This window comes from Sorangium sp. So ce385, assembly GCF_051474135.1.
Taxonomy (GTDB): domain Bacteria; phylum Myxococcota_A; class Polyangia; order Polyangiales; family Polyangiaceae; genus Sorangium; species Sorangium cellulosum_D.
Genome location: NZ_CP150337.1, coordinates 1,076,025 through 1,102,271, shown reverse-complemented (window position 1 = coordinate 1,102,271; position 26,247 = coordinate 1,076,025). Strand labels below are relative to the sequence as shown.

Annotated in this window: 19 protein-coding genes and 2 tRNA genes; 12 read left to right on the top strand and 9 right to left on the bottom strand. The window is 71.6% G+C overall.

Annotation, left to right across the window (positions count from 1 at the left end; genetic code table 11):
* Position 1 precedes the first annotated feature (1 nt).
* Positions 2 to 1,006: a MerR family transcriptional regulator gene (locus tag WME83_RS04160; protein WP_437317951.1), complete on the top strand. Its 1,005-nt coding sequence runs from the start codon at positions 2 to 4 to the stop codon at positions 1,004 to 1,006.
* 70 nt (positions 1,007 to 1,076) lie between these two features.
* On the opposite strand, the gene WME83_RS04155 is transcribed toward WME83_RS04160, so the two are convergent.
* Positions 1,077 to 1,655 (bottom strand): YtfJ family protein, encoded by a 579-nt coding sequence (locus tag WME83_RS04155; protein WP_437317950.1) that lies wholly within the window; start codon positions 1,653 to 1,655, stop codon positions 1,077 to 1,079.
* Positions 1,656 to 2,022: 367 nt separating this feature from the next.
* Here WME83_RS04155 and WME83_RS04150 point away from each other — a divergent pair, with 367 nt between their 5' ends.
* From WME83_RS04150 to WME83_RS04140, 3 genes are all read left to right on the top strand, one after another.
* On the top strand, positions 2,023 to 2,487 hold the full coding sequence (locus WME83_RS04150; RefSeq protein ID WP_061626667.1) for an Hsp20/alpha crystallin family protein: 465 nt from the start codon (positions 2,023 to 2,025) through the stop codon (positions 2,485 to 2,487).
* 100 nt (positions 2,488 to 2,587) lie between these two features.
* The gene (locus tag WME83_RS04145) at positions 2,588 to 2,968 is read left to right on the top strand and encodes an Hsp20/alpha crystallin family protein (protein WP_437317949.1); all 381 of its coding nucleotides are present in this window, start codon (positions 2,588 to 2,590) and stop codon (positions 2,966 to 2,968) included.
* Between the two features lie 191 nt (positions 2,969 to 3,159).
* On the top strand, positions 3,160 to 4,812 hold the full coding sequence (locus WME83_RS04140; protein ID WP_437317948.1) for a hypothetical protein: 1,653 nt from the start codon (positions 3,160 to 3,162) through the stop codon (positions 4,810 to 4,812).
* 85 nt (positions 4,813 to 4,897) lie between these two features.
* Here WME83_RS04140 and WME83_RS04135 read toward each other — a convergent pair whose 3' ends face one another.
* The gene (locus tag WME83_RS04135) at positions 4,898 to 5,263 is read right to left on the bottom strand and encodes a hypothetical protein (protein ID WP_437317947.1); all 366 of its coding nucleotides are present in this window, start codon (positions 5,261 to 5,263) and stop codon (positions 4,898 to 4,900) included.
* A gap of 730 nt (positions 5,264 to 5,993) precedes the next feature.
* Here WME83_RS04135 and WME83_RS04130 point away from each other — a divergent pair.
* The 3 genes from WME83_RS04130 (at position 5,994) to WME83_RS04120 (ending at position 10,853) form a co-directional block, all read left to right on the top strand.
* Positions 5,994 to 7,892, top strand: a complete 1,899-nt coding sequence (locus WME83_RS04130) for an adenylate/guanylate cyclase domain-containing protein (RefSeq protein WP_437317946.1) — start codon at positions 5,994 to 5,996, stop codon at positions 7,890 to 7,892.
* Positions 7,893 to 8,053: 161 nt separating this feature from the next.
* A complete protein-coding gene (locus WME83_RS04125) occupies positions 8,054 to 9,853 on the top strand; it encodes a glutamate--tRNA ligase (protein ID WP_437317945.1) in 1,800 nt (599 codons plus the stop codon).
* An 82-nt stretch (positions 9,854 to 9,935) separates the two neighbouring features.
* Complete coding sequence (locus tag WME83_RS04120; protein ID WP_437317944.1) at positions 9,936 to 10,853, top strand: glutamate--tRNA ligase family protein; 918 nt, start codon at positions 9,936 to 9,938, stop codon at positions 10,851 to 10,853.
* Positions 10,854 to 10,914: 61 nt separating this feature from the next.
* Here the strand turns inward: WME83_RS04120 and WME83_RS04115 are convergent, their stop codons facing one another.
* Complete coding sequence (locus tag WME83_RS04115; RefSeq protein WP_437317943.1) at positions 10,915 to 11,337, bottom strand: hypothetical protein; 423 nt, start codon at positions 11,335 to 11,337, stop codon at positions 10,915 to 10,917.
* A gap of 11 nt (positions 11,338 to 11,348) precedes the next feature.
* Here WME83_RS04115 and WME83_RS04110 point away from each other — a divergent pair, with 11 nt between their 5' ends.
* From WME83_RS04110 to WME83_RS04100, 3 genes are all read left to right on the top strand, one after another.
* On the top strand, positions 11,349 to 12,632 hold the full coding sequence (locus WME83_RS04110) for an MFS transporter (protein WP_437317942.1): 1,284 nt from the start codon (positions 11,349 to 11,351) through the stop codon (positions 12,630 to 12,632).
* Between the two features lie 321 nt (positions 12,633 to 12,953).
* Positions 12,954 to 13,628, top strand: a complete 675-nt coding sequence (locus WME83_RS04105) for a hypothetical protein (protein WP_437317941.1) — start codon at positions 12,954 to 12,956, stop codon at positions 13,626 to 13,628.
* Between the two features lie 150 nt (positions 13,629 to 13,778).
* A complete protein-coding gene (locus WME83_RS04100; RefSeq protein WP_437317940.1) occupies positions 13,779 to 14,456 on the top strand; it encodes a glutathione S-transferase family protein in 678 nt (225 codons plus the stop codon).
* Between the two features lie 61 nt (positions 14,457 to 14,517).
* Here the strand turns inward: WME83_RS04100 and WME83_RS04095 are convergent, their stop codons facing one another.
* The 6 genes from WME83_RS04095 to WME83_RS04070 all read right to left on the bottom strand — a co-directional run bounded on the left by WME83_RS04095 (position 14,518) and on the right by WME83_RS04070 (position 24,009).
* Positions 14,518 to 16,401 carry a protein kinase domain-containing protein gene (locus WME83_RS04095; RefSeq protein ID WP_437317939.1) on the bottom strand — a complete coding sequence of 628 codons (1,884 nt, stop codon included), beginning with the start codon at positions 16,399 to 16,401 and terminating at the stop codon, positions 14,518 to 14,520.
* Between the two features lie 91 nt (positions 16,402 to 16,492).
* Positions 16,493 to 18,469 carry a globin family protein gene (locus WME83_RS04090; RefSeq protein WP_437317938.1) on the bottom strand — a complete coding sequence of 659 codons (1,977 nt, stop codon included), beginning with the start codon at positions 18,467 to 18,469 and terminating at the stop codon, positions 16,493 to 16,495.
* Positions 18,470 to 19,137: 668 nt separating this feature from the next.
* Positions 19,138 to 19,214 (bottom strand) — tRNA-Met (locus WME83_RS04085).
* A 342-nt stretch (positions 19,215 to 19,556) separates the two neighbouring features.
* Entirely contained in the window at positions 19,557 to 21,077 is a 1,521-nt protein-coding gene (locus WME83_RS04080; protein WP_437317937.1) for a pectate lyase family protein, read from the bottom strand.
* A gap of 401 nt (positions 21,078 to 21,478) precedes the next feature.
* A tRNA-Met gene (locus tag WME83_RS04075) sits at positions 21,479 to 21,555 on the bottom strand.
* Positions 21,556 to 21,693: 138 nt separating this feature from the next.
* Positions 21,694 to 24,009: an ATP-binding domain-containing protein gene (locus WME83_RS04070; RefSeq protein WP_437317936.1), complete on the bottom strand. Its 2,316-nt coding sequence runs from the start codon at positions 24,007 to 24,009 to the stop codon at positions 21,694 to 21,696.
* A gap of 294 nt (positions 24,010 to 24,303) precedes the next feature.
* Between WME83_RS04070 and WME83_RS04065 the strand changes: the two genes are divergently transcribed.
* Both WME83_RS04065 and WME83_RS04060 read left to right on the top strand, forming a co-directional pair.
* Positions 24,304 to 24,810 carry a hypothetical protein gene (locus tag WME83_RS04065; protein WP_437317935.1) on the top strand — a complete coding sequence of 169 codons (507 nt, stop codon included), beginning with the start codon at positions 24,304 to 24,306 and terminating at the stop codon, positions 24,808 to 24,810.
* Positions 24,811 to 25,115: 305 nt separating this feature from the next.
* Positions 25,116 to 26,213 (top strand): GHMP family kinase ATP-binding protein, encoded by a 1,098-nt coding sequence (locus WME83_RS04060; RefSeq protein ID WP_437317934.1) that lies wholly within the window; start codon positions 25,116 to 25,118, stop codon positions 26,211 to 26,213.
* The last annotated feature ends 34 nt before the right edge of the window (positions 26,214 to 26,247 follow it).

Sequence of the window (26,247 nt, the reverse complement as noted above, 5' to 3'; positions counted from 1 at the left end):
GATGGCCTTCCTGGGCCTCGCTGCCCGTCGGCTCGGCGCGTCGAGCCGGCGCTGGCGGCTGAGGCCCGGCGGGTTGACCAGGGTTGTCCACGTGAGCCGTTACAGAATCCATGCCGTCTCCAAGATGTGTGGCGTGTCCTCGGCGACGCTGCGCGCGTGGGAGCGCCGGTACGGCGTGCCGTCCCCTGCGCGCACGGCGTCGGCGTACCGCCTGTACAGCGATGACGACGTCGCGGTGATCAAGAAGATGCGCGACTACGTGAACGGCGGGATGGCGGCCGCCGAGGCGGCGCGCATGGTGCTCGAGACGGAGGCGCCGCGCGCCCCGGCGCCCTCGAACGGCGGCGACGCGTTCGCGGGCGCGAGCGAGCGCATCGTGGACGCCGCGATCCGGTTCGATCCCGACGCCCTCGAGGCCGAGGTGAACCGCGCCCTCTCGCTCGGCCCTGCGGTGACGATCTTCGAGCGCGCGCTCGGCCCTGCGCTCGAGCGCATCGGCGATCTCTGGCACGAGGGGAAGATCACGGTCGCGCAGGAGCACCTCGCCTCGCAGGTCCTCGGCGCGACGCTGCTGCACCTCCTGCGGCTCGCGCAGCCGGGCGAGAGCGGCCGGCGCGTGCTGCTCGCCGCCTTCGCCGACGAGGATCACGTGCTCGGGCTGTTCGGCGTCGGCCTGCGCTTCTGCGCGTGGGGGTTCCGCTCGATCGTGCTCGGCCCGCGGACGCCGCCCGCCGCGATCGCGCGCGCGGTCGAGTCGCTCGCGCCGGACATGGTCGCGCTGACGGTCGCGATCCCGCCGCCGCCGCCGACCGCGCGCGAGCTCATCGACGCCTACGCCGACGCCTGTCGGGACGCGGCGTGGATCGTGGGCGGCGCGGGCTCCGAGGCGCTCCGGCCGTTCATCGAGGCGCGCGGCGGCATCGTGGCGGCCCCGGACATCGGGGAGATCCGCGCGCAGGTCGAGTCCGCGCTGCTCTCGCGCCGGCGCCGCAAGGACGCGAGCTGAAGGCGCGCCGCGGCCGGCCCTCGACGCGCCGCGGTCAGGACGCGCGCCGCGGTCAGGACGCGCGCCGCGGTCAGCCCTCGACCTCTTTGCGGAGCAGGTCGAGGAGCTTCGTCTGCGCCTCGGGCTTGAGCTTGCCCTCGGCCGCGAAGAGCACCTGGCCGTTCTTGCCGACGAGGATGACGTTGCTGATGCCGCGGCGGAGGCGGTAGGCGTCGCGGAAGGTGCCGTCCCAGTCGCAGTAGATGGTCGCGCCGACCTTCCGCGACTCCTCGCGGATGGCGTCCTTCACGAACCCCTTCGCCGGCCAGAAGTCGTAGGAGCTCACGTCGGCGACCGCGGCGACGGCGATGGCGCGCCGGTAGCGGTCGCCCTTCGCGAGCTTCGCCACCGCGTCCTTGAGGGCCTGGTTCTGCGTCGCCGAGTCCTTGTCCTCGTACATGATGAGGACCGGCTTGCCCCACAGCGCCTTGAGCTGGAGCTCGCGGCCGTCGGCGTCCTCGACGCGCGCGTTCGGCGCCCGGTCGCCCACGGGCGGCAGCGCCAGCGCGGCGCCCGAGATCAGCGCGAGCGACAGCGCCGCGGCGGACGCGGCCGAGAGGAGGCGGGCGGTCCGCGAGCGGCGAGCAGGCGGGCGGTTCGGCATGTCCATGGTTTGTAGCATTTTCTGGAACGTATCTCTAGGGTTGTCCAAGCTGGGCGATATGCCGGGCGGGCGCGTCGGTGAGGGTCTTGCTGGAGCTTGCCGGGGGCGCCTTGCGGGTGTCCTGGAGGTCCTTTGCCGGGAGGCGGGCCGGAGCTGTCGTGTCCGCTTTTCCTGCCGGTCTGGCGCGGCGAGAGGTGGCTGGCCCGGCTCTTGACACCCCCGGCGGCGTGCGAAGATTGGGCGGTGCGAAGAGACCGGCTCTCGGAGCCAAGGTCCCGTAACGCTACAACAAAAGGGCCGTCGCGAGCAGGGTGACGGCGCCGCGGGCGAGGCCCCGGCGCGCGCCGCGCGCGGGGGTCACGGAGGAGTCGCCATGCTGAACCGTTACACGGATTTCGATCGCACGTTTGCCATGATGGATGAGCTTCGCCGGCGGATGGATCGGGTGTTCGAGGAGTACGACGCGCCCCGCTCGTCGCTCCGCGGCGAGTTCGACCAGTCGCCGCGGTACACGCCGGGCCCGCGCATCCACCTCTACGACACGGGCAGCGCGCTGGTCGTGAAGGCGGACCTTCCTGGGCTGACGGAGAAGGACGTGCAGATCTCGCTCAACCAGGACGTCCTGACGGTGAGCGGCGAGCGCAAGCCGGACGCGCCCGAGGGGTATCTGGTCCACCGCAAGGAGCGGGGCGGGGTGCGCTTCAGCCGGAGCTTCACGCTGCCGAGCAAGGTCGATCCCGAGAAGACGACGGCGGTGCTGAGGAACGGCGTGTTGACGCTGACGCTGAACAAGGCCGCCGAGGCGCAGCCGCGGCAAATCACGGTGACGGCGCGCTGAGGCGGGCGGGAGCTGACGAGAGCTGACGGAGAGGGAGGCTCCCGCGAGCAGCGGATTTGGAATGCACTGAAGGAGAGGAAGCGAGGAAGGAGTGAAGAAGATGAGCACCGATCGCAATTTGACGAACCGCGCTGAGACCAACCCTGAGAAAATCCAGCAGCGCCCTGCGGTGGCCCCGGCGGTGGACATCTACGAGAACGCCGAGGAGCTCCTGGTCGTGGCGGATCTCCCGGGTGTGACGCAGGATCATCTGGCCATCCGCCTGGAGAAGGGGGAGCTGAGCTTCGAGGGCCGGCGCACGGACGCGGCCGAGCGCGAGCAGAGCGCGGACAACCTGCCGGACTTCCGTCGCAGCTTCGTGGTCCCGCAGGGCATCGACTCGGAGAAGATCTCCGCGGAGCTTCAGGCGGGCGTCCTGCGGATTCACCTGCCGAAGAGCGCGTCGCTCAAGCCCCGTCAGATCCCGATCAGCGCGGGTTGATGTGGCGTGTGAGCGGTCGAGGCACCGCGTTGCCTGCGAACGGCGGGCCCCTCGGGGCGGCGCCGGGGCGGCACGCGGTGCCTTTCGCGCGTTCGGGGTGCCCTCGGTCGAGGTGCCCCTGTCCTGGAGGGGCCGGTCTCGGCTACTGTTTCCGCGTGCCTCCTCTGCGTCGTGTCCTGCCATCCTTTGCCTTGACCACGCTGCTCGTCTCCGGCTGCGGCGCGCTGCTCGGCCTCGACGAGTTCACCGATGCGCCGTCCGGGGGGACCGGGGGCGGCGACGCGACGCCCTGCGAGCGGGGCGACACACGGGCGTGCTACGAGGGCGCGAGCGAGACCGAGGGGGTCGGCATCTGCGCGCCGGGCACGCAGACCTGCGGCGCGGACGGGAGCTGGGGGGCTTGCGAGAAGCAGGTGCTTCCGGGGGAGGAGGACTGCAACGAGAGGGGCGATGAGGACTGCGACGGCGTGGGGTGCAGCGACGTCCTGTGGGCGAGGATGTTGGGCGCGGGGCCTGGATACTGGGTAATGTCGATGGCGATCAGCCCCAAGGGAGATCGCATCGCGCTCGCAGGTCTCTACCAAGGCGAGCTCAACTTCGGTGCGGATACCACGACGGTCCTGCCGGAGCATTCTCACGGTAGTGCTTTCCTGGCCATGTTCGATGGCGAGGGTAATCACGTGTACAGCATCGGGCTGCCGCTCCCGGGAGACAGCGCTGCCGCGGTGGCTCTGGACGCAGACAGCAATGCGCTGTTCACGACGAAGTACACGGGGACCGTGAACGTTGGCGGCGGCGATCTTTCGGCGAACGGTACCAGTGACATGCTGGTCGTCAAGCTCGACGCGAATGGCAAGCACAAGTGGAGCAAGCAGTTCGGCGGTCCGGAAGGTCAAACTATACCGATCGACATCGCCGTGACGCCCGACGGCGATGCGGTGATCACCGGGGCGTTGAGCAGGACCGTGACCTTCGGCGGCCCGACGCTTGAGACCGCGGAAGAGTCGGACATGGACGGCTTTCTGGTACGACTGAGTGGTGAAGACGGCAGCCACGTATACAGCGCTCAAATCGGGGACCACACAGGAGATATCCCGGGAGACCAATACTGCAGAGGCGTCGGGGTCGATGCAATGGGCCGTGCGGTGGTCGTCGGCACATTCACAAACTCGATCAACTTCGGCTCTGATCGCACGCACGACGACGCCGACAACACAGGAGCACTCAGCTGGGTGGCCCAGTTCGACGCGAAGGGAATGCCGCTCTGGAGTACCACTTTCGTGCATGGCAATGACGGAAGCACGGTGGAGATCAGCGGTGTTGACGTCGATCCTGCGGGCAACGTAGGCATCGTGGGGCTCTTCTCCGGCACGGTTAAATTCCCGAGCACGAACAACCTCCGCGTGACGCGCGAGACTAAAGGCGCGGACGACGTCGACCTATTCGTCGTCCGCCTATCAACGACCGGCACTCATTCGTGGTCGAAACAGCTCGGAGATAAGACCGACCAGAGCTGGAGCCTACCATTTCAGGGCGTCACGCTCGACAGCGAGGGGGAGCTCGTCTTCGCAGGGGGTTTCCGCGGAAAGGTGGATTTCGGCGGCGGGGAGCTGACCGCCAACGACACAGACTGGTTCATCGCCAAGTTCGATGCGTCGGGAACTCACAGGTGGAGTCATCGTTACGGAAGCGGCGCGGCGTTTCAGGGAGCGACATCCGCAGCGGTCCATTCTGCGTCGCGCGAGATCGTCGTAGCAGGCCTCACTGACGGCGCGATCGATCTGCTGGATCCGCCGCTGACGACGGATAACGCCAGCCTAGTGTTGGCGCGACTGTCACCCTGAGGACGATCGCGAAGAAGAAGCGCTGTTCCGCGCGACGCACGTAGGATCAGCCCGAGCGGCAGCAGACATGTCGGGACGTGCAGGCTCAAGGCAACGCTGCATTGTTGCCGCTGACCGTCAGCGTCCACGCCGCATCGTCGCCGCAGGTGGTCCCTTCCACATGCCGCACCTCGAGGCTGAACCAGCGGTGGTCGTCAAGAATCGGGAAGTCATCCCATGTCGCATAGAACGACTCAGGCGTACCCTGCCCCCTCACGCCGGAGGCAAAGCAGTCCGGCGCGTCGAGCCCCCCCTCATAGACGATCAAATCGAAGTTCATGCCCGGCGGGGAAGTGAGCGTAGCACGGAAATGCTCCGAGCTAGCCTCGTCCTCCCAGTCGATTACCTTGATCTTGAACCACTTCGACGTAGTCCCTGTCACTGTCAACTCATCGCCGCCATCGTCGCCCAAGATCTCACCGAGATCTTCGGCCCCCGCGCACGTGTTCGGCGAGCCATAGTCGCACTCGCCCGCCGCTCCCCCGTCGCCGCCCTCGCCCCCGCCTCCATCGCTGCTCCCGCCCTCGCCCCCGGCGCCGCCGGCCCCGGCGGAGCTCGAGCTGGTGCTGGCGCTTGAGCTCGCTCTCGAGCTGGAGGACGCGGTCACCCCTCCAGCCCCGCCCTCGCCTCCCCCGCCGCCGCTTCCGCCTCCGCCGGCTTGCTCCTCGTAGTACCCGGGCATCAACTCGTCGGTGCCGTTCGCGCACGCAGCGAGGATGAGGAGGAGCGCAGGAACGACCAGCTGCCGGTGGGGCGTGAGCATTGAGAGCATTCTATCTGCTCTCGCGAGAGCGGTCCAAGGAAGCCACCCGGGTGGAATGCGATACCGTGACGATGCGCACCACGGGCCCGTAACGCCGACGACCTGCAGAGTTGCATCCGTTACCATAAACCTGAATTTCCCAGGAGATGCCCCAGGCGCACCGCAGCACGGACGGCCGCGGCAACGTCGTCGATACACACCTGGAACTCGGTACCTGGCCCCCTGCTCGGTCCGTCACCTGGCGCGCTGCTTGGGCCGGGAGGACATCGCTCCCTCCCGGCCCGCCAGCGTCGAGGACCCCGACGAGCGCCAGTTCCCCGGAGCCCCGCTCCCTTCCCCGACCCCCCTCGCACCGCGCCCCGCCCGGCGTCCCACCCGGTTGCTTCCACCTCGGCCCCAGCATCGGCCCAGCACGCCTCCGCCCGTCGGCCGCTCCATCCAGCGCTCCGTCCGCCGCGCTTCCGCACCGGCGCGCATTTCGATAGGCTCGGCGTCCCTGACGCTGAAGCCCGCCCTCGACGCCCTGCTCTCGCTGCGCGCGAAGACGCTGCTGGCGATCGCCGCCACGCTGCTCGGGCTCAGCTTTGCCCTGTACGGCGTCTCGTCGCGGGCGCTCCTCGCCAACTCCATGGCCGCCGAGGCCCAGGACACGCGCCGCACCGTCCAGGTCGCCCTCAACCTGGTGAGCCAGGCCGTCCACGACTTCAACGCCCGCTGGACCGACTGGAGCCAGTGGGACGACGCACACGCATTCGTGCAGGACGGCAATCAAGAGTTCGTCCGCTCGAACCTGGTCGCCGAGCTCTTCGATATCGCCCGGATCGATCTCGCCGTCTTCGCCGATGCGGACGGAATCCCCGTGTACAGCACCGGTTACGATCGCGCCGGGAAGCGCTGGGCCCCGCTCCCTCGAGGCATCGCCGAGCGGCTCCGCGTCGGCGATCTCCTGTTCGGGCGCGACGCGCCGCCGAGCGCGGTCCGGGGCGGCATCGTCCTCCTGCCGGACGGGCCCATGCTCGTCTGCTCCCAGCCGAGCGTCGGCAGCTCGGGCCGCGGGCCCGTCGCCGGCACCGTCACGTTCGGCCGCTTCCTGACCGACGCCGAGATCAAGCGACTCACCGAGCCCGCCGGCCTCTCGCTCGCCGTGCGCCGCCTCGACGACCCCGACCTGCCCGCCGACTTCCGCGAAGCCCGCGCCGCCATGGGCGACCCCGACGCCATCCTCGTCCACCCGCTCGGCGAGGACCGGATCGCCGGGTACACCGTCCTCGACGACATCGACGGCCGGCCGGCGCTGCTCCTGCGCGTGGACAACGACCGGGCGATCCTCAGGATGGGCCACGACACCCTGCGCTACCTCGTCCTGGTGACGGTGCTCGTCGGCCTGGTCTTCGGCGGCGTCACCCTGCTGCTCCTGGAGAGGCTCGTCCTCTCCCGGCTCGCCCGCCTCAGCCGGGAGGTCACCGACATCGGCGGCGTCGGCGATCTCTCGGCGCGGGTCGCCATGCCGGGCACCGACGAGCTGTCGCGCCTCACCGGCTCGATCAACGGCATGCTCTCGGCCCTCGACGCGAACGCCCGGCGGCAGAGCCAGCAGAAGGCCGCGCTCGAGCAGGCGAAGGCGGCGGCGGAGCGCGCCCACGAGCGCTCGGACCGGCTCCTCCTCAACATCCTGCCGCGATCCATCGCCGATCAGCTCAAGGAGCACGAGCAGCTCATCGCCGAGCACTTCGAGGAGGTGACCATCCTCTTCGCGGACATCGCCGGCTTCACCTCCCTCGCCGCGCGGCTGAACCCGACCGAGCTCGTCGGCCTCCTCAACCGCATGTTCTCGTCGTTCGATCAGCTCGCCGACCAGCACGGCCTGGAGAAGATCAAGACCATCGGAGACGCCTACATGGTCGTCGGCGGCCTGCCGGCGCAGCGCCCCGACCACGCGAGGGCGATAGCGCAGATGGCCCTCGCGATGACGCGCGCCATGAGCCAGTTCCTGGCCGACGACGGCGAGCCGTTCCGGCTCCGGATCGGCATCAACACCGGGCCTGTCATCGCCGGCGTGATCGGCAAGAAGAAGTTCAGCTACGATCTCTGGGGCGACGCGGTGAACGTGGCGAGCCGCATGGAGTCGAGCGGAGAGCCCGGGCGCGTCCAGGTGAGCGAGGCGAGCTATGCCCTGCTCCGGGGGGACTTCCTCCTCGAGGAGCGTGGCCTCGTGGCGATCAAGGGCAAGGGCGCCATGAAGACCTATTGGCTCCTCGGCGAGAAGACACCGCAGTAGCGCGGCCGACGCGCGACGCGCGACACGCGATGCGGGGCGCGCTTCGCCCGGCGCGGCCGCGCGGACCGCGGCGTCCGCGCCCAAGGCCGCGATTGACAAGGCCTGGCGGGCGTGCAATGGCTGCCCCCCGCCCGATGTCAGACCTGGAGCGACGCGCCCTCATGGACAAGCAGGCACTGAACGAGACGACGCTTCCCGTCACCGTCCGCGAGCCGGGCCCCGGAGAGGACCGCGACGAGCTCGTGCGCCTCCTGTTCGGCGACGCCGCCGCGTCGGCCAAGCGGCCCGAGGAGTACGAGGCGCGCTATCCCCGCCGCGCCCTGCCCAAGGGCGCGATGGTCACCCGCTACGCGCCGAGCCCGACCGGGTTCATGCACATTGGCGGCATCTTCGTGTCGCTCATCAACAAGCGGCTCTCGCTCCAGAGCGAGGGAGTCTTCTTCCTCCGCCTCGAGGACACCGACGTGAAGCGCGCCATCCCCGGCGCGCTCGACACCATCGTCGACTCGCTCGCGCGCTTCGATCTCTCGCCCCAGGAGGGCGTGCTCCGCGCGCCGGCGAAGGAGGGCGGCGGGCCGGAGGCGCGGGGCGAGTTCATCCAGCAGGGCAGCTACGGCCCCTACATCCAGACGGAGCGGGTCGAGATCTACCGGGATTACGCGATCGACCTCATCCGCCGCGGCTTCGCCTACCCCTGCTTCTGCACGGTCGAGGAGCTCGACGCCATCCGGCAGGAGCAGATGGCGCTCACGGTGAAGCCCGGATACCACGGCCGGTGGGCGAAGTGGCGAGACGCGCCGCTCGCCCGGGTGAAGGAGGCGCTCGCGAGCGGCACCCCGTTCGTGCTCCGGCTGCGCGCCCCGGACGACGTCTCGGGCCGGGTCGAGTGGAAGGACGGCGTGAAGGGCGTCATCTCGATGCCGGTCAACGATCTCGACACCATCCTCCTCAAGTCGGACGGCATCCCGACCTACCACTTCGCCCACGCCGTCGACGATCACCTGATGCGGACGACGCACGTGATCCGCGGCGACGAGTGGATCTCGTCGATGCCCCTCCACCTGCAGCTCTTCCGCGTGCTCGGGTTCAAGCCGGTCGAGTACGCCCACGTCCCGCCGATCCAGAAGCTCGATCGCGTGGAGGAGGCCGACCCGGAGACGGGCGAGCCGAAGGTCTCGGACGCGCGACGCAAGCTGAGCAAGCGCAAGGATCCCGAGGCGAACATCGAGTATTACCGGGAGATCGGCGTCCCGGAGACGGCCACGATCGAGTACCTGCTCAACATCGCCAACTCCGCGTTCGAGGACTGGCGCAAGGCGAACCCCGACAAGCCCTATTCCGCCTTCCCCCTCAAGCTGAACAAACTCGCCCCCGGCGGCGCCCTGAGCGACCTGGTCAAGCTGAAGAGCGTCAGCCAGGCGGTCGTGAGCCGGATGAGCGCCGAGGACGTCTACACCCAGGGGCTCGACTGGGCGAGGGCGTACGACAAGGAGCTCGCCGCCCTGATGGAGCGAGATCCGGAGTACACGAGGCGCGCGCTCGGCATTGAGCGCGGCGGCAAGAAGTCGAACAAGCGCATCGTCACCTGGCCCGACCTGCGCCCTCAGCTCTTCTTCTTCTACGACGAGCTCTATAGCAACCTGGAGTCGTTCGATTTCCCGGAGAACGTCCCCGAGGCGGACCGCTCCGCGGTCCTCAAGCAGATGCTCGACGCCTTCGATCCGGCCGACTCGAAGGAGGCGTGGTTCGAGAAGGTCCGGCAGATCGGGGTGACCCTGGGCTACGCCGGCGAGGTGAAGCAGTACAAGGCCTCTCCCGAGTCGTGGAAGGGCCATGTCGGCGACGTCTCGATGGTGATCCGGGTCGCGATCTGCGGGACGCGCAACAGCCCCGATCTGGCCGAGGTCATGGCGGTGCTGGGCGAGCAGCGCGTGCGGGCGCGCATCGCGCGCTTCCTCTGAGGCGCGGGGTGGCGAGCCCGCGGGCGGCGCGCCCAGGGCGCGGGCGGCCTCGGCGCCGCGGCCGGCGGCGCGAGGTGCAACGATGAGCGAGGTGTGCCGGTTCGCCCCGTCGACCACCGGGCCGGCCCACCTCGGCACGCTCGCCGCGGCGCTGCTCGCGTGGCTCGACGCGCGGTCGCGGGGCGCGCGGCTGCTGCTCCGGCTGGAGGACCTCGATCCCGATCGCTGCCGGGCCGAGTTCGCGCGCTCCCTGGAGGAGGATCTCGCGTGGCTGGGGCTCGATTTCGACGAGCGCGTCGAGCAGCACACCCGGCGGGCGCACCACGAGGCGGCGATGGACCGGCTGGAGGCGCTCGGCGCGCTGTACCCCTGCTCCGCGACGCGCGAGGAGGTGCGCGCGATCGGCCGGCGCGCGCCCGACGGCGGCTGGGCCTACGACAACCGCGGCCGCGGCCGCGCGCTGCCACCCGGCGGATGGCGCGCGAGCGCGGAGCCGATCCGGGCACGGCTGCCGGACGGGGTGTTCCGGCCCGTCGACGAGGGCGGGCTCGACCTGTCGCAGGAGCCCGCGCTGGCGATGGGCGATCCGGTGGTGCGCCGGCGCGACGGCGCGTTCTCGTACCAGCTCGCGGTGGTCGTCGACGACGGGGCGGCCGGCGTGACCCGCGTCGTCCGCGGGCGCGACATCGCGCCGAGCACCGCGACGCAGGCGGCGCTCCAGGCGCTGCTCGGGCTGCCGGCGCCGGTCTACCGCCACCACCTGCTCCTCCTGGAGGAGCGCGGCGGCAAGCTGGCCAAGACGCACGGCGCGGCGCGCGGCGCGGCGCTCGCCCGGAGCGCGCCCGCGCTCTCCGGCGCGCTCGCGTGGTGCGTCGGCTTGCGGGATCGGCCGGAGCCGTGCACGCCGGCGGAGCTGCTGCCGGAGTTCAGCTGGGCGAGGGTCGCGACGGCGGACCGGGTCGTGGCGTGGCGGGACGGGGAGCTCGAGGTGCGTTCCTGACGAGGTCGCGTCGAGGAACGGCGCCGCCGTCTCAGGCGCTCGATGGGCGGGCGGGCGCAGGTCAGGCCGGCAGCGGCGAGACGGCGAAGCTCAGCAACGGAAACAGGGCGACGATCGCGTTCGGGCGCGGCAGGTCGTCGTCATCGTCGTCGTCGCGCCGGCCATCGCGCCCGCGGCGCGAACGGCTCCCGAACAGCATCCAGGCACGCCGCGCCTGCGCGGCGAGGTCGCGCGCTAAGCCCGACGAGGTGTCGTCTCCATGGGGCATCATGTCGGGCAGCCGCTTACCACGATTCCGGGCCGACGCGCCAGCTTTCTGCGCGCAGGCTCGACCGCCGCCCCCCCGAACCACGGGCCGCCCCGAACTGCGGATCGCCGAGACAGAACGCTCTCTACCGACGAGAGAAACAACCTCACTGATTTTTGATGAGGTGGGCGCAGGGCGTCCCTGGCGGCCCGTGCTGGAATGCGCCATGAACGTCACCCGGACTTTTCATGGCCGCCGATCTCACCGCCCTGAAGCCTTCGTCGCCTTTCGCCGCCTTCGAATCGCACGATTTCCGCGTGTACGCGGCGGCTCGCCTGCTCGCCACCATGGCGTACCAGATGCAGTCGGTCGCCGTGGGGTTTCAGATTTACGACCTCACGCGCGATCCGCTCGCGCTCGGCTACGTGGGTCTCGCCCAGTTCCTCCCCATCGCGGGGTTGTCCCTCGCCTCCGGGCACGCGGCGGATCGCTTCGATCGGCGAGGGATCCTCCTCCTTTGCTACCTCACCTCGTCGCTCGCGGCGCTCGGGCTCTTCTTCCTCGCGCGCTCGCCGACCCCGAACGTGTCGGCCATCTATGCCGTCCTCGTGCTCCTCGGCACGGTGCGCGCGTTCCAGGGGCCAGCCGGCGCGTCGCTCCTGCCGTCCCTCGTGCCCGCGGCGCACTTCCAGAACGCCGCGACGTGGCAGTCGACGCTCTGGCAGGTCGGGGCCATCGGCGGGCCGAGCCTGGGCGGGGTGCTCTACGGCGTCTGGAAGGCGCCCGCGCCGGTCTACCTGACCGCGAGCCTCGCGCTCGGCGCGGCGTCCGCGGGCCTCCTGGCCGTGCGGGCGCGCACGGGGCGCATGGAGAAGAAGCCGCCGTCGCTCGCCACGGCGCTCGCCGGGCTGCGCTACGTCTACCGGAGGAAGGTCCTCCTCGCGTCCATCTCGCTCGACTTCGTGGCGGTCTTCCTGGGCGGCGCGGTCGCGCTCTTGCCCATCTTCGCGACCGACGTGCTCCGCGTCGGTCCCCAGGGGTTCGGCCTGCTGCGCGCCGCGCCCGCGGTGGGGGCCGGGCTCATGGCCGTGCTCCTCGCGTTCCGGCCGATCCGGCGCCACGCCGGGACGAAGATGCTCTTCTGCGTGGGGGTGTTCGGGCTCGCCACGGTCGTGTTCGGCCTGTCGCGCAGCTTCCTGCTCTCGCTCGTCGCGCTGACCGTGATCGGCGCCGCCGACATGGTGAGCGTCGTCGTGCGGATGACCCTGGAGCAGCTCGCGACGCCGCCCGAGATGCGCGGCCGCGTGAGCGCGGTCAACATGGTGTTCGTCGGCGCCTCGAACGAGCTCGGAGAGCTCGAGTCGGGCACCCTCGCGAGGCTCATCGGGACGGTCCCTACCGTGATCGTCGGCGGCCTTGGGACGATCGCCGTCGTGCTGCTCTGGGGATGGCTGTTCCCCGAGCTGCGCGCGGTGGACAGGCTCGAGGACACGCGCGCGACCTCCGAGGAAGACGCCGCCGAGAAGGCGTGATGAGCGCCGCGCGGCGACGTGCGCCGCGCGCCCGCGCGGGCTCACGTCCGGCAGAGCGCAGCACACACCGCCGATGCCGTGCTCGCGCCGGCTCGATGAAAGAGGAACGATGAGCGCGAGTCGCTCTCGCGAGGACCCGAAGGGAGCCAATCCACGCTTCGGCCCCGCGACAAACGCGCGAAATGACTCTGCTGCGAAAACACTTGCGCACCGCGTACGGCCGTCCGCACGATTGGCAATTTGACGAGGACGGTATAAATGCACGCTGGGCGGCACGCAATCATACAATGCTCGGCGATAATCCCAGCCAGGCTGTCCTAATTGCTTGACACAGGGGGACAACAGGACCTTACATATCTCATGGACTCGATTATCGCGTGGGCGGTCGGTATCATGATCGCATGGGCCCCGCCCGGGACGAGCCACATCAAGGACGCGGTCGAGACGCCCGAGGACGGCCGCGCGCGCTATCACGAGATCGCGCGCGCGGCGGCGAAGGTGGCGTATGATCCCGAGTTGAAGCCGCTCTTCGGCGGCCCGCGCGGGCGAGCCGAGACGATGGCGCTGCTCCTGTCGATCGCGTATTTCGAGAGCGGCTACCGCCGCGACGTGGACCTCGGCCTCGGGAAGCTCGCGCGCGGCTCGGGGGTCGACTCCTGTCTGCTCCAGATCCGCGTCGGCGCCGGCAAGACCCGGGAGGGGTGGTCGCACGAGGACCTCGTCTCGGATCGCGAGAAGTGCTTTCGCTCGGGCCTCACGCTGATCAGGAGATCCTTCGGCGCGTGCCGCAAACAGGAGGCGCGCGACCGGCTCAGCGCATACACGCGCGGCAGGTGTATCGACAACGACAAACACTCGAGAGCACGTATCGGACGCGCGCAGAACGTGCCGCGCGCTCCGATGACGGACGAGGCGGTGCTCGCCTCCATGTCGGGGGGCAAGGCCAAGCCCGCTCCGCGCGCGGCGCCGGCGGCGGCGGCCGGAAACGATAGCTAGGTCGAAAGATCGGCAGATCGATCGCTCCTCGTCCAAGCAACGTGGATGCCGATGCTGCGTGGAGCAGAGTCGGGCTCGGGCCGGTCCGATGCCCGTTGGCTCGGGGATCCGAGTTGCTGTAGAGTCCCCGGCCAACACAGGAGGACGAGGATGAAGCTCACCTATTTTGCAGTGCGCGGACGCGTGGAGGTCGCCAGGCTCATGATGGAGCTGAGCGGCGTGCCTTACGAGAACGAGCTCATCCCTCTGGAGCGATGGATGCAGCCGGATACCAAGGAGCGATTCCAGAGCTGTACCCCGTTCGGGCAGCTGCCCGTGCTGCAGGACGGGCGGCTCACCCTCTGCCAGTCCCAGGCGATCAACCGCTATCTGGCGCGCAAGCTGGGGCTGTACGGCGACACGCTCGAGGAGAGCGCGCGCGTCGACGAGGTGACCGAGACCGCGCTCGAGGTGCTCCTGGACGTCGGCGCGCTCTTCTGGAACCCGCGCTTCCATGAGGTCCGCGCCGATCACCGCGCCGCCACCGGGGCGAAGCTCGAGCGGCTGGAAGACTATTTCGTGCGCACGCGCGCCGACGCCGAGCACTGGATCCAGCCCGGCCGAACCACCCTGGCCGACGTCGCCATGGCCTTCGCCGTGGAGACCGTCATGCCCGTCCATACCGGCCTCGTGAAGGAGTTCCCGGAGCTGCTCCGCGCCACGACCGCCTTCTTCTCGGCCGACCGCGTCCGCGCGTACGTGCGCAGCGATCGGCGACCCCGCACGTGGACCATCCCCATGGCCACCTTCGGCGGGAAACCGGAAGAGACCCACCAGTGGACCGACTGAGGTCCGGCGGGGCCGGAGACGCCGCCAGCGCCCTCGACCAGCCCTCGCCGCGGCGCGCGGCTCAGCCGCGGAGCAGGGCCGTGGCCGCGTCGGCGGTGAGGTAGCTCTTGCTCTTCATGCCGAGGCGGATCGACGACAGGCTCACCTCGGGCTCGCCCTGGAGCGCCGCGAGCGTCAGCGCGTTGTGGCAATAGATGTTGATGAGCTTCGGGCTGCCGCCGCTCCGCGCGTGCAAGAGCTGCTGGGACGCGAGGTCCAGCTTGAGCCCCCGCCCGCTCCCCCCGACCGACCGCATCCTGAAGTCGATGTACTCGATCATCTCCTGCTGCGTCATGCCGGGGAGCAGGAGCGATTGCGCGCCGGTGTAGAGCTCGCGCGGCACGCCGTTCGACGCGAGCGTCGCCGGTAGATCGGGGGCGCCCACCAGGATCATCGACAGCCGGCCCAGGGGGGCGCAGCGGAGGATGTCGTGGAGCTCCATCAGGAGTTCGTGATCCTCCGGATCGACGCCGTCGATGACCAGGACCGCGATCGCGTCCGGCCCGGCGCGGAGGAGCGCCTGACCGAGGAACGCGTCGACAAGGAACTGCTGGCTCAGGTTCGGGGAGATGGCCGTCGCCCCCACCTGCCTGCACAGCGACACGAGGGGCCGCGTCCCGAAGAGCAGCTGCGGCTCGATCGTGAAGACCTGGATGCGAGGGACCTTGTTCTTGATCATCTCGCACACGAACGTCCGGCCGCTCCCGGGCTCGCCCACGAGGATCGCAGGGCGCTGCCCGGCCACGATCTGCGACGCCAGGGTCCTCAGGATCCAGGCATACGGGCCCGCATCCCAGAAGGAGCTCGGCTGCCGGATGTCGCTGAACGGATACCCGGTCAGCCCGAAATGGTCGCGGTAGCTGTACTGGCCGGTGAAGTGCCCGAGCGCGGTCGAGCTGCTCACCAGGATCGTGCCCGTCGGCGTCGCGACCGAGCCCTTGGGCGCCGGCGGCAGCTCGCTCATCCGCGTGTCGGAGAGATCCATCGTCGAGAGCAGGCTCGGGCGCTTGGGCTCCGGCAGCTCCCGCGGCCGCACGCTGCTGCGCCGGAGCATCAGCATGTCCTCGAGGAACGCCACGATGTGCCCGGCGGACGGCCGCTCCTGGGGCCGCTTCGCCATGCAGCGGCGCAGGAGCTCCGCGAGGAGCGGATCGATGTCCGGCATCGACACCTTCGGATCCGGGACCGGAGCGTGGCAGTGCGCCTGGAAGCAGCCGGCGAGATCCCGCGCCGAGAACGGCGTCCGGCCGACCAGCAGGTGGTAAAAGGTGCAGCCGAGGCTGTAGATGTCGGACGGGGGCGCGATCTCCTGCCCGGTCCACTGCTCCGGGCTCATGTAGAACGGCGTTCCCTCCAGCGTGCGGGAGGCGCTGGCGCTGCCGAGCGGGCCGCTCTCCGGGTGCGACGCCAGGCCGAAGTCCGCGATCTTGAGCGTCCCCGACGCGTTCAGGAGGAGGTTCGCGGGCTTGACGTCGCGGTGGGAGATGCCGAACGAGGCCGCGAGCTCGAGCGCCGCCGCGGCCTCGCGCATCTTCTCGATCCCGAACTGCTCCGGCAGGCGCCCGCCGTGCTGCTTCGCGGCCTGCGCCATGGTCAGGCCGTGGACGTACTCCATGGCGATGTAACGGACGTCCTCGTCCTCGCCGACCTGGAAGATCTGCACCACGTTCGGGTGGAGGAGGCGCGCCGCCGCCCGCGCCTCGCGCAGGAAGCGGTCGCGCCGGTCGGGATCCGTGTCCGCGCTCCCCTTCGCGATGAGCTTCACCGCCACGTCGCGCTGGAGGACGGTGTCCCGGGCCAGGTAGACGGCGCCCATCGCGCCGATGCCGAGCAGCTGGATCAGCTGGAAGGGGCCCAGCCACTGTCCCGCCAGGTGGGTCAGCGTCATCGCAGGATCCGCGATCATCGGAGAGTTATTCCCATCTTGACATCAAACCCCTGCGCTCGCCCGGCGCATGCGTCGGCCCGAGGTCACCGGTGATCCCCCGCGCGCGGGCTCACAGCCGGCCCCCGCCCGGCCCCGCGTCGCTCCGCGCCCGGCCCCGCCCCAGGAGGTGGCCCATCGTGAAGGCGGAGAGGACCAGGACCGTGACGATGATCGGCACGGCGTAGGTCGCGAGGGACGCGATGTTGGTCGACGCCCGGTCCGCCGCGGCGCCCGCGCCGGCCGCGGCCCGGTCGGGCCCGCCCACCGTGAGCAGGATGGCCGTGGCCATCGAGGCGGCGATCGAGAGCAACCCGATCGCGAGGCCGGCGACGAGGCCGCTCGGCCCGGTCGGCTCCTGCGCGACCGGCGCGGCGGGGGCCACGACCGGCGCAGCGGCGGGGACCGTCACGAGCGGGCCGTCCAGCTTGACCTGGACGTGGAGGACCATGTCCTGCCCCGACAGCGGGACGACGAGCCCCTGCGGGCTCGCCGGCACGCCGGCGGCTGGCCTCGGGCCCCGAGGCGCCTCGTGGTCGATGCCGCTGCTCGCCAGGGCCTCGTGGGCCGGGTTGGTCTGGTAGTGGAGCGTGTCGGCGTCCTCGTCGATCGGGCTCCGCGGGCGCTTCTTCTGCGGCATCACCTCGGTCACGCTCTGCGGCGCCGGCGCCCGCGGCTCCGACATCGGCGGCCGCTGCGGGCGCTCGCGGGGCGGGGCCGCGTCGGCCTTGCCCGGGGCCCCGCCGGCGACGTGCTCGGCGGCCGCCTTCTTCATGACGTCGGCGATGACGCCGTAGACGTCCTTCCACGCCGCCTCGACGTCGCGCGTGAAGCCGTCGCCCAGCCCCTCGCGCAGCGTCCAGAGCAGCGCCTCGCCCACCACGTCGTAGTGGCGATCGACGACCATGTAGCCGTGGTGCCGGACGCCGAGCGCCTGGAGCACGGGCACGAGCCGGTTGAGGTTGCTCAGCCCGTCGACGGCCACCGCGAGCGTCTGCATGAGCTTCTTCTTCTGCTCGGCCATGTCGTTCTTGAAGAGCGGCCGCACCGACGGATCGAGCTCGAAGAGGCGGTCGTAGAAGAGCGCCGACGCCGCGTCCGAGATCGGCATCACCTTCGCCCACGAGCGCTGCACGAGCTCGATGGTGCGCGGGGTGATCGGCCCGCCCGCGCTCGGGCCCGCTGCCGCCGGCGCCGCTGCCGGCGGAGGCTGCTCGCCCTGCCACGGCGGGACGACCCCGACCAGCGTCCGCGCGGCCTGGGCCGACGAGGGCGGCGGCACCGACTTCGGCCGATGCACCGGGTCCACGGCGCCCGGGCGCGCCGCGGGGCCCGGCGCGGGCGGGGCGTTGCCCCGGGCGCCGTCCCTCCCGCCCGGCGCGGGCGTCGGCGGGAGCGCCTGCGTGGTGCCCACCGCCACGTGCGCCGCGGCGGCCTTCTTCATGACGTCGGCGACGACGCCATAGACCTCTTTCCACGCCGTCTCGACGTCGCTCGAGAAGGCGTCGCCGAGCCCCTCGCGCAGCGTCCAGAGCAGCGCCTCGCCCACGACATCGTAATGGCGCTCGGCCACCATATAGCCCTGGTGGCGGACGCCGAGCCCCTGGAGCACGGGCACGAGCTTCTGCAGGTTGTTCAGCCCGTCGACGGCCACCGAGAGCATCTGCATGAGCTTCTTCTTCTGCTCGGCCATGTCGTTCTTGAAGAGCGGCCGCACGGACGGATCCAGCGTGAACAGCCGCTCATAGAACAGGGACGCCGCGGCATCGGAGATGGGCATCACCTTCGCCCAGGACCACTGCACGAGCTCGATGGTGCGCGCGCTCAGGAGCTCGGCTGGCGGCGCGGTGCGGGCGGCCTTGTTCAGGAAATCCGGGGCGCCGTAGGCCCCCGGCCCTCGCTGGGTGGCGGGCCCGGCCGACGTCGCGGGCAACGCGCGCGCGGCGGGCGCGGGCGCGCTGACCCCGCGTTGCGGCTTCGCGGCGTCCCCCGGCGTCGCGGAGCCGCGCGTGTTGGTCGGGGGTGCGAAGGGATCGTTCGGTTTGGCCATCGTGAGTTGTCCGCTGGGGGTTACCGGGATTGCATCGGTGAGTTGCGCGCCGTGGCGCGCGCGTTCAGAGCGCAGGAGCTGCCGCTACCGCCATCCTACATCAGGGAGCCGGCGCCTGCCTACGGCGCGACGAGGACCGCGGCGCGACGGCGGCGCGGCGCCGGCGAGGACCACGGCGCCGGCGAGGACCGCGACGCTGATGAGGACCGCAGCTCCGGCCGGGGGTGCGCGCCGCGGCGTGCTGGCGTTCCCCTCGATATCGCTGGAGAGCGACCCCGGGTGGGCCCGGCGCGAACGTCGGTGTCGGAAGAAGCAGTGCCCGCGTCCGTGGTCCCCGGCTGCGCCAAACACAAGGGAGCGGCGTAAGGTTGGGACGTGGCCGAGGCTGCGGCAGCACGAGCTGGTGGGCGGGCTCGCATCGCCCGACGACGGGGCTCGTGGCAATGAGCGGGACTGGCCGGCGGTGTTGCCGACGTGGCCCGGCGGCCGCGCGCCGGAGGCGATCAGGAGGAGCAAGCGAGGCTTGCTGGACCGCAGCCGCCGTGCAGCGAGTCACACGCGCGCCGAGGCGAGGGCCCGGAGGGCTGAACGCAAAAAACGCGAGGCGGCCAGATTCGGCCAGCCCTCGCGTCTTTTTGCGTCGCTTCGTGCTGCGCTGCTTGGGGTCGTGGTTGCGCGGGCGGGATTTGAACCCACGACCTTCGGGTTATGAGCCCGACGAGCTACCAGGCTGCTCCACCGCGCGGGAGGGAATCTACTCGCGGCCCTGCGCAGGTCAAGGATTCTCTCACGGCGCACGTCGCGGTCGGCGCCGTAGCGATCGCGCTGCAACCCCTCAGGCTGGCTGACGGTTCGCCGAGCAGGCTCATCGACGGGGCACCGCGGGCGTGCTCGACGCCGAAGCAGCCCTCGCCCGGACGAAGGCCCGGCTTCCGCGCGGGGCGCGAGGTCCCGCGCAGCGTGCGACGAGCGCGTGGACACTCGGTACGGGGATCGAGCGTGTCGTCGTGGAACGTGCCCGGGTCGAGGGCCGAGAGGGTCGATCCCGACGGCTCCTCCTGGCCGGACGCGCCCTCGCAGGCCGGGCTCACGGCACGAGCGAGCTCAGATACTCCTCGAGGTTCGTGTAGCCGTCGCCGTCGCGGTCCCCGTTTCGATCGTCCGCGTTCGCCGGGTCGAGATCTCGTGCGCTCTCCCAGGCGTCCGGCATGCCGTCCCGATCGGCGTCGCTCGGGGCGCTGCCGCCGGGCAGGGCGCCGACACCGTTGGCGAAGCCGAGGCTCGACTCGTTGCTGATCGTCGCGCCCCGCTCGCCGAGCGAGGCCAGCTCGTCGAGCACGTAAAGATCCGCGTCGTCGCGGTGGATCGACGCTCCGGCGTGCGCGCTGACGTACGCGTAGGCCTCCTGCGCGGTCATGGCGGGCACGTCAGGGAACTCGACGGAAGGCGCGTCGAGCCAGGTGACCGTTCCGAAGTCGCCCTTGCCGAGGAGCCTGCCGTCGAGCGCGCCGTCCTTGTCGCTGTCGTAGTAATTGCCGTCGGCGTAAAGATTGTACGCGGGAGTGGGGCTATCCAGCGTGCCGCCCCTCGTCTCCGGGCCAGTGATGAAGTAGTTGCCCAGCATCGAGCCGTCCGAGCGGCCGCTGGTGTCGCCCAGGATGTAGCCGGACACGACCCAGTTGTAGACCACGTTGTTGACGAACTGCAGCGTGCCGCGCGCCTTCGGGTTGCGCGAGTTGTTGTCGATGTAGAGCGAGCGGATGATCGACGTGCCGGCGGTGTTCACCAGGCCGCCCGTGCTGTGCGACTGGAGCCCTTGCGCGACGATCGAGTCCTGAAGCGTCAAGTTGTAGAGCTCGGCGCCGCTCTCCTGGTTGAGATCGAACGTGCCGTCGCGCCCCCAGCTGAGCGAGCAGTGGTCCCAGATCACGTCGTGCCCGTTCGCCATGGTGACGGTGTCCTTGCCCGAATCGCCCCCGGCGCCCATGCGGAAGCGGACGAAGCGTACGATGGTGTTCGACGCTCCGGAGAACGAGGTGCCATTGCCGTAGATGGTGATACCGCCGCCCGGGGCCGTTTGACCCGCGATCGTCTGGTTGCTCTTGAACACGAGGCGCGACGAGATCTCGATCACGCCGCCCACGTCGAACACGACCGTGCGGTTCGGCTGGCTGATCGCGTCGCGCAGCGAGCCCGCGCCGGCGTCGTTCAGGTTCGTGACGTGCACGACGTCGCCGCCGCGCCCGCCGACCGCGTGTCGCCCGAACCCCTGAGCCCCCGGAAACGCGAGCACTTCGCCGCTCGGCGGGGCCCCGCCGCCGCCGGCGCCGGAAGCCGCGGAGCCCCCGCCGGCAGGAGCGCCGCCGCCGGACGAGCCGCCGCTGCCGGCGACCGCCGCCCCGCCGTCCCCCGCGGCACCACCGCTCGAGGCGACACCAGAGATCGAGCCCGATCCTCCCCCGCCGCCCGCGGATCCTGCGCCGCCGTCCCCCGGCGCTCCAGCCGCGCCCGAGCCCGGGGGGCTGCCACCGCCGTCGCCGCACGCGGGCGTGACGAGCGCCGCGACCACGAGGAGAACAGCTGGGGTCGTGCTCGAGGCACGGAGCATGACCCCACGCGAACGATCGTTGAGTCGCTTCATCGGCACCCTCCACGCGTCAAGGCCACGGATCCGCCGCCGGTCGTTCGTGGTGAGAACGGGTCGCCCCCGGCCAGCGCACCAGACAGCACGGGTAAGGAGCGCGCGGGCAGCGGCGCCGTGGTCCATGTCGGACCCAGTTGCTCGAGGGAGCGTGCACCCATCACGAATCGTGAGGTCCCAAGGACGATTGACGCGCCGCCGCGCCACGACGGCGGCAACCGCACGGTGGGCCAGCGCGGTACGAGGCGACCTCGCGCCGAGCCCCCCGATGCCGTCGACGCGAGCTCGCGAAGAATCGCAGAGCGCGGACAGCAAAAAGCCCCGGGGGATAACCACCGGGGCTGCTTGGGTTGGTCCTCGTGACCGTTTGGTTGCGCGGGCGGGATTTGAACCCACGACCTTCGGGTTATGAGCCCGACGAGCTACCAGGCTGCTCCACCGCGCGAGAGGGAATCTACTCGCGGTCCCCTGAAGGTCAAGGATTCTCTCACGGCGCCATGTCGATTGTGTCGAGCTCGCCTCCGAGCCGGTTAGTCCCGGCTCCGCGGCGCCGGCCGGCCCGGCACCGCGGCGCCGGCCGGCCTCAGCCCAGCCAGTCCGGCAGGAGCGGCGACGGCGCCGCCGTCGACACCGCCCAGAGCTGGTGCGCCGCGCGCGTCGCGCCGATGTGGAGCAGGTGCCGCGACTCGTCGTCCGCCGGGTAGGTCGACGCGTTCACGTCGACGAGCACCACGTAGTCGTACTCCAGCCCCTTCACCTGCCGGATCTCCGTCACCTCGACGCCGGGGCGGAACGCGAACTCGTAGGCGCGCACGCGCCGGAGGTTCGGGATCTCCGCCATCCTGAGGGCGTCGTAGTAAACGTCCGCCTGCTCGGGGTGGCGCGCCAGGATCGCCAGCGTCGCGCGGGGCTCGCGGGCGAACAGCGGGCGGATCGCGTCGGCCAGGAACGCGACGGCGGCGCCGGCGCTCGGGAAATGGTGGTGCTCGACCGGCGCGCCGCTGCGCGGCGCGAGCGGCGGCGTCGGATCCGCGAGCGGGCCGAGCACCGCGCGGGCGAACGCGAGCACCTCGCGCGTGGAGCGGTACGCGATGCGCAGCGGCTCGACGTCGACCCGCGACAGGCCGAGGTCGTCGAGCGTCGCGCGCCAGTCGCGGAAGCCGGAGTCCATGAAGAGCCGCTGCGCCGTGTCGCCCGCCAGCGTCACGCTGCGCGGCTCGGCCACCACGCCGAGCAGCACCGCGAGGTCGATCGGCGCGAGATCCTGCGCCTCGTCCACGAACAGGTGCTCGTAGGTGAGCACGTTCTTCCCCTTGCGGAGCTCGCCCCGGAGGAGCTGGTACGCCCGCAGGAGGAGCGCGTCGTCCTCGGGATCGAGCACCGCGCGGTCGTCGCTCGAGACCTCGCGCGCGTCGGCGCCGCGCTCCTCGTCGCGGTCGTCCGCGGGCTCGTCGGCCATCGCCGCCTTGCGCTCGGCGCGATCGCCGGGGTCGAGCTCGAGCACGGCGGGGCAGCGATCCGCGCACCAGCGCCACGCGCGCTTCACCTGCTCCGGGCCGAACTCGGGATCCCCCGCCGCCTCGAAGGCGGCCATCACCCGATCGAGATCGGTGAGCAGGTCCGCCCAGAACGCGAGGGTGCCGCGCGAGTCGCGGCGCGCCCGCGCGTCGTCCTTGAGCTCCGACGCGCGCTGCTCGAGGAGGTGGAGCATCGCCGGGTGGGTCTTGTACCGGGTCACGACCGAGGGCGTGTTCTCCTCGACCGGCGCCTCGAGCCACGGGAACGCGCGCTTCCTGGCCACGCGCGCCCACTCGGAGAACGTCTCCACCGCGATGCCGCCCAGGCCGAGCGCGGGGAGCGCCTCGCTGATGTACGCGCGGAGCGCCGGGCTGCCGACGATGACGAGCATCTTGTCGGCGGTGAAGCGGCGGCCGCCGTTGTACGCGAGGAAGGCGAGGCGGTGGACGCCGATCGTCGTCTTGCCGCTGCCGGCGCCGCCCTGGATGACCACGATGCCGGCGTCCGGCTTCGAGATGAGCTCGAACTGCCGCGGGTCGAGGAGCGCGGCGATCTCGGGCAGGTGCCGGTCCTCGCGCGCGTGGAACGCCGCCCCGGTCCCGAGCCCGCCGCGCGCGCCGGCCGCGAGCGCGATGTCGCGCATGTCCTCGGGGCGCACCGCGCTGCCCTGGCCGCCGGCGAGCTCGGTCGCCCGCGTCGCGATCTCGCGGAAGCCCGAGGGCGCCCGCACGAACGTCCCCTGCGGCGCCGCGATGCGGTAGAGCTCGCCGTTGTCGATGGTCACGGTGCGCCGCACGAGCACAGTGCCCTCGACCTCGCGCTCGCCGAAGGTCTCCTCGTACTCCGCGCCCTCCTCGTAGCGGTAGTAGATCTGGCTGACCGGGGCGTGGCGCCAGTCGACGATCCGCACGCCCGCGCTCGCGTCGACGAGCGTCGTGCGCCCGATGAGCACGTCGCGCTCGGGACGGCCCTTCTCCCGCAGGCGCAGGTGGCCGAAGTAGGGCGACTTCGGGTCGACGGGCTCGACGACGTTCTCGTTCCGCCGCGCGGCGATCCCTTGCAGGCGCTCCATCTGCTGCACCAGCGCCGGCACGTCCTCCAGCCGCGCCGCCGCGATCTGATCGCGCAGCGAGAGGAGCTGCTCCTCGTAGTTCTCGACGGGCGGCGGCCGCGACGGCTTGGCCGTGGCGGTGGCGAGGTGCGCGGTCACGCGGGCGAGCAAGGCCTCCTCCTCGCGCACGATCGCCTCGCCCTTCGCGCTCAGCCCGGCGCCGGGGGCGCCGGCTGCGGGCTGGGCGGACGTGGTCACGACGGTGGCCGAGGTCGGCGCGGTGGACTGCTCTTCGGTGGGCGTGGGGCTCGTAGAACGATTCGCGGTCACGGGAATGCCGGTGCGGTGAGGATCAGGTGACAGGCTGAGCGGCAGCGCCAGCGCGCCGGACATCCGTCGAGGCCCGCTGGCAGGAGGGTCGGACCTATTGACCGATCCGGCCCAGCTCCGCAACCGCCGCGTGGGGGCCCCCACCTGGGCGGCGCGCCGGCGGTGGGCGGCGCGCCGGCGGCCGCCGTGCAAGCGCCTTCGCGGCGTAACGCGCCCCGCTTCCGCGGGTGGATCCGCCGAGGGCGGTGGCGTTCTGGATTGAGGTCGCGAGGGTGAACACCGTAAAAGGCAGCGATGCAAAACTGCGCGACCCGGTCCGACCGGCTCCTCGAGCTGATCCTCTTCTCGCTGCGCGATCGCGGGGCGCTCTGCGCGCTGGTCCTCGCCGCCTACCGCGCCGAGCTGACCAGCCTGCTCGATCGCGTCTCGGCGGGCTCGATCGGGGACGACGAGGAGCGGGACGTCGCGTCGTCGTTCGTCCAGAAGGGTCGCGCGGGCGGAGCCGGGGCGCGCGGGCGCGCCGGGGCGCGCCGCGCGGAGCCCCGGATCAGCGAGGAGGACGCGTTCCTCGTCTACGATCTCGCCGGGTGCATCGCCGAGGCGGCGGCCGCGGCCCGCCTCCCGGTCGTCCGCCGCGACGCGCTCGCGCTGCGCGAGAAGGCGGCCGAGGTGCACGCCGGGGGCGAGCGCGCTGAGCGGGAGATGTTCGCGGCCGGCCTCAGGGTCATCGAGCGGATCCTCGACGCGGCGCGCGCGCAGCCCGCGCCCCGGGACGAGCCGGCGAGCAAGGACCTGAACTGAGCGCGGCCGGCGGGCGGCGGCGCGCCGCTCCCGCGATCTCCGTCCACGACCGAGCCGCACCGGGGCCGCGCGGGCGCGTGCCCCTCTGGACGACGGCGCTCGAGGGCCGCGGCTCGCTCCCCGCTCGGGCGCGGGCGTGCGTGCACGCCGGGCGCTCCATCGCTGGCTCGCTCCCTGCACCGGGGGCCGCCGCGGGGCGCTCCACCTCGGTCCCTGGACCCCTCTCGCGTCCCGTCGGGTCGCTCCCGCGCCGAGGCATTGCGCGTTGAAGCCGAGGCATTGCGCGTTGAAGCGTTGAAGACGACATGAGCACCCCCTGCGCCGGCCCCCTCCTCGCGCCGCGAGCGCCGCGAACCCCGCTCCGGCGCGCGGCCGCGAGCGCCCCGATGCGCGTCTCCTTCGCCGGAGGCGGCAGCGATCTGCCCGGCGTCGCCCTGCTGGACGGCGGGCGCGTCGTCGGCGCGGCGATCGATCTGCGGGTCCGCGTGGTCGTGGAGCCGTTCGACCGGGGCTGGGTGCGGATGGAGCTCGCCTCGCGCGGCCAGCGGCCGCCCGGCGGGGGGACCGAGGCCGCCGAGGCCGGCGCGCCGCGCGTGCTCACGCGGCGCCGCGCGGATCCTCCGCGCGACGATGTCGCGTTCCGGCTGATCGAGGCGACGCTCGCCGCGACGGGCGTGGGCGACGGGGTCGCGCTCCGGGTCGAGACCGAGATGTCGCCCGGCGCCGGGCTCGGCGGCAGCGCGTCCGCGGCGGTGGCGGCGCTGTTCGCGCTGCGCGCCTCGTTGGGCGAGGTCGCCTCGCCGGAGGAGCTCTCGCGCGAGGCGGTCGCGATCGAGCGCGAGCGCCTCGGCAACGCGTGCGGCGCGCAGGATCAGGTGTTCGCGGCGTTCGGCGGGCTGCTCGATCTCGCCTTCGACGCCCGGGGCTGCTCGGGGGTGCGGCGGCTCGCGCTCGGCAGCCCGGAGCTCGTGCCGGCGCTCTCGGCCGGGCTCTTGCTGGTGGACACGGCGGTGCGGCGCGTGTCCGGCGAGGTGCTGGATCGGGTGGACGCCGGCGCGGCGTGCCGGGCGAAGGGCGAGCTCGTCGCGGCGGCCGGCGACGTCGCGCGCGGGTTCGAGATCGGCTCGCTCGCGCTGGTGCTCTCGGGCATGCGGCGCGGGGCGGCGGCCAAGGTGCGGCTGTCGGAGGCGGCGAGCGCGATCGCGGTCTCCATGCAGCAGCGGCTCGACGGGCTGGGGGTCGAGGTGCTCCGGATGTGCGGCGCGGGCGGGGGCGGGCACATCCTGATCTGGGCGCCGGCGGAGCGGCACGCGCGGATCCTGGCGGCGCTCGGGCCGTGCCTGGTGCGGCGGCCTGCGCTGGGGGCGGCGGGGGTGCGGCTCGATCCCGAACCCGCGGCGTGAGCTGCCGAGCTGCCCGGCCGCTCGCGCGTTGCCT

Excerpts from the sequence above, each read along its gene's own strand:
- WME83_RS04160 (WP_437317951.1), top strand. The coding sequence starts at position 2 with ATGGCCTTCCTGGGCCTCGCTGCCCGTCGGCTCGGCGCGTCGAGCCGG.
- WME83_RS04155 (WP_437317950.1), bottom strand. The coding sequence starts at position 1,655 with ATGGACATGCCGAACCGCCCGCCTGCTCGCCGCTCGCGGACCGCCCGC.
- WME83_RS04150 (WP_061626667.1), top strand. The coding sequence starts at position 2,023 with ATGCTGAACCGTTACACGGATTTCGATCGCACGTTTGCCATGATGGAT.
- WME83_RS04145 (WP_437317949.1), top strand. The coding sequence starts at position 2,588 with ATGAGCACCGATCGCAATTTGACGAACCGCGCTGAGACCAACCCTGAG.
- WME83_RS04125 (WP_437317945.1), top strand. The coding sequence starts at position 8,054 with ATGGACAAGCAGGCACTGAACGAGACGACGCTTCCCGTCACCGTCCGC.
- WME83_RS04120 (WP_437317944.1), top strand. The coding sequence starts at position 9,936 with ATGAGCGAGGTGTGCCGGTTCGCCCCGTCGACCACCGGGCCGGCCCAC.
- WME83_RS04110 (WP_437317942.1), top strand. The coding sequence starts at position 11,349 with ATGGCCGCCGATCTCACCGCCCTGAAGCCTTCGTCGCCTTTCGCCGCC.
- WME83_RS04100 (WP_437317940.1), top strand. The coding sequence starts at position 13,779 with ATGAAGCTCACCTATTTTGCAGTGCGCGGACGCGTGGAGGTCGCCAGG.
- WME83_RS04095 (WP_437317939.1), bottom strand. The coding sequence starts at position 16,401 with ATGATCGCGGATCCTGCGATGACGCTGACCCACCTGGCGGGACAGTGG.
- WME83_RS04090 (WP_437317938.1), bottom strand. The coding sequence starts at position 18,469 with ATGGCCAAACCGAACGATCCCTTCGCACCCCCGACCAACACGCGCGGC.
- WME83_RS04080 (WP_437317937.1), bottom strand. The coding sequence starts at position 21,077 with ATGCTCCGTGCCTCGAGCACGACCCCAGCTGTTCTCCTCGTGGTCGCG.
- WME83_RS04065 (WP_437317935.1), top strand. The coding sequence starts at position 24,304 with ATGCAAAACTGCGCGACCCGGTCCGACCGGCTCCTCGAGCTGATCCTC.
- WME83_RS04060 (WP_437317934.1), top strand. The coding sequence starts at position 25,116 with ATGAGCACCCCCTGCGCCGGCCCCCTCCTCGCGCCGCGAGCGCCGCGA.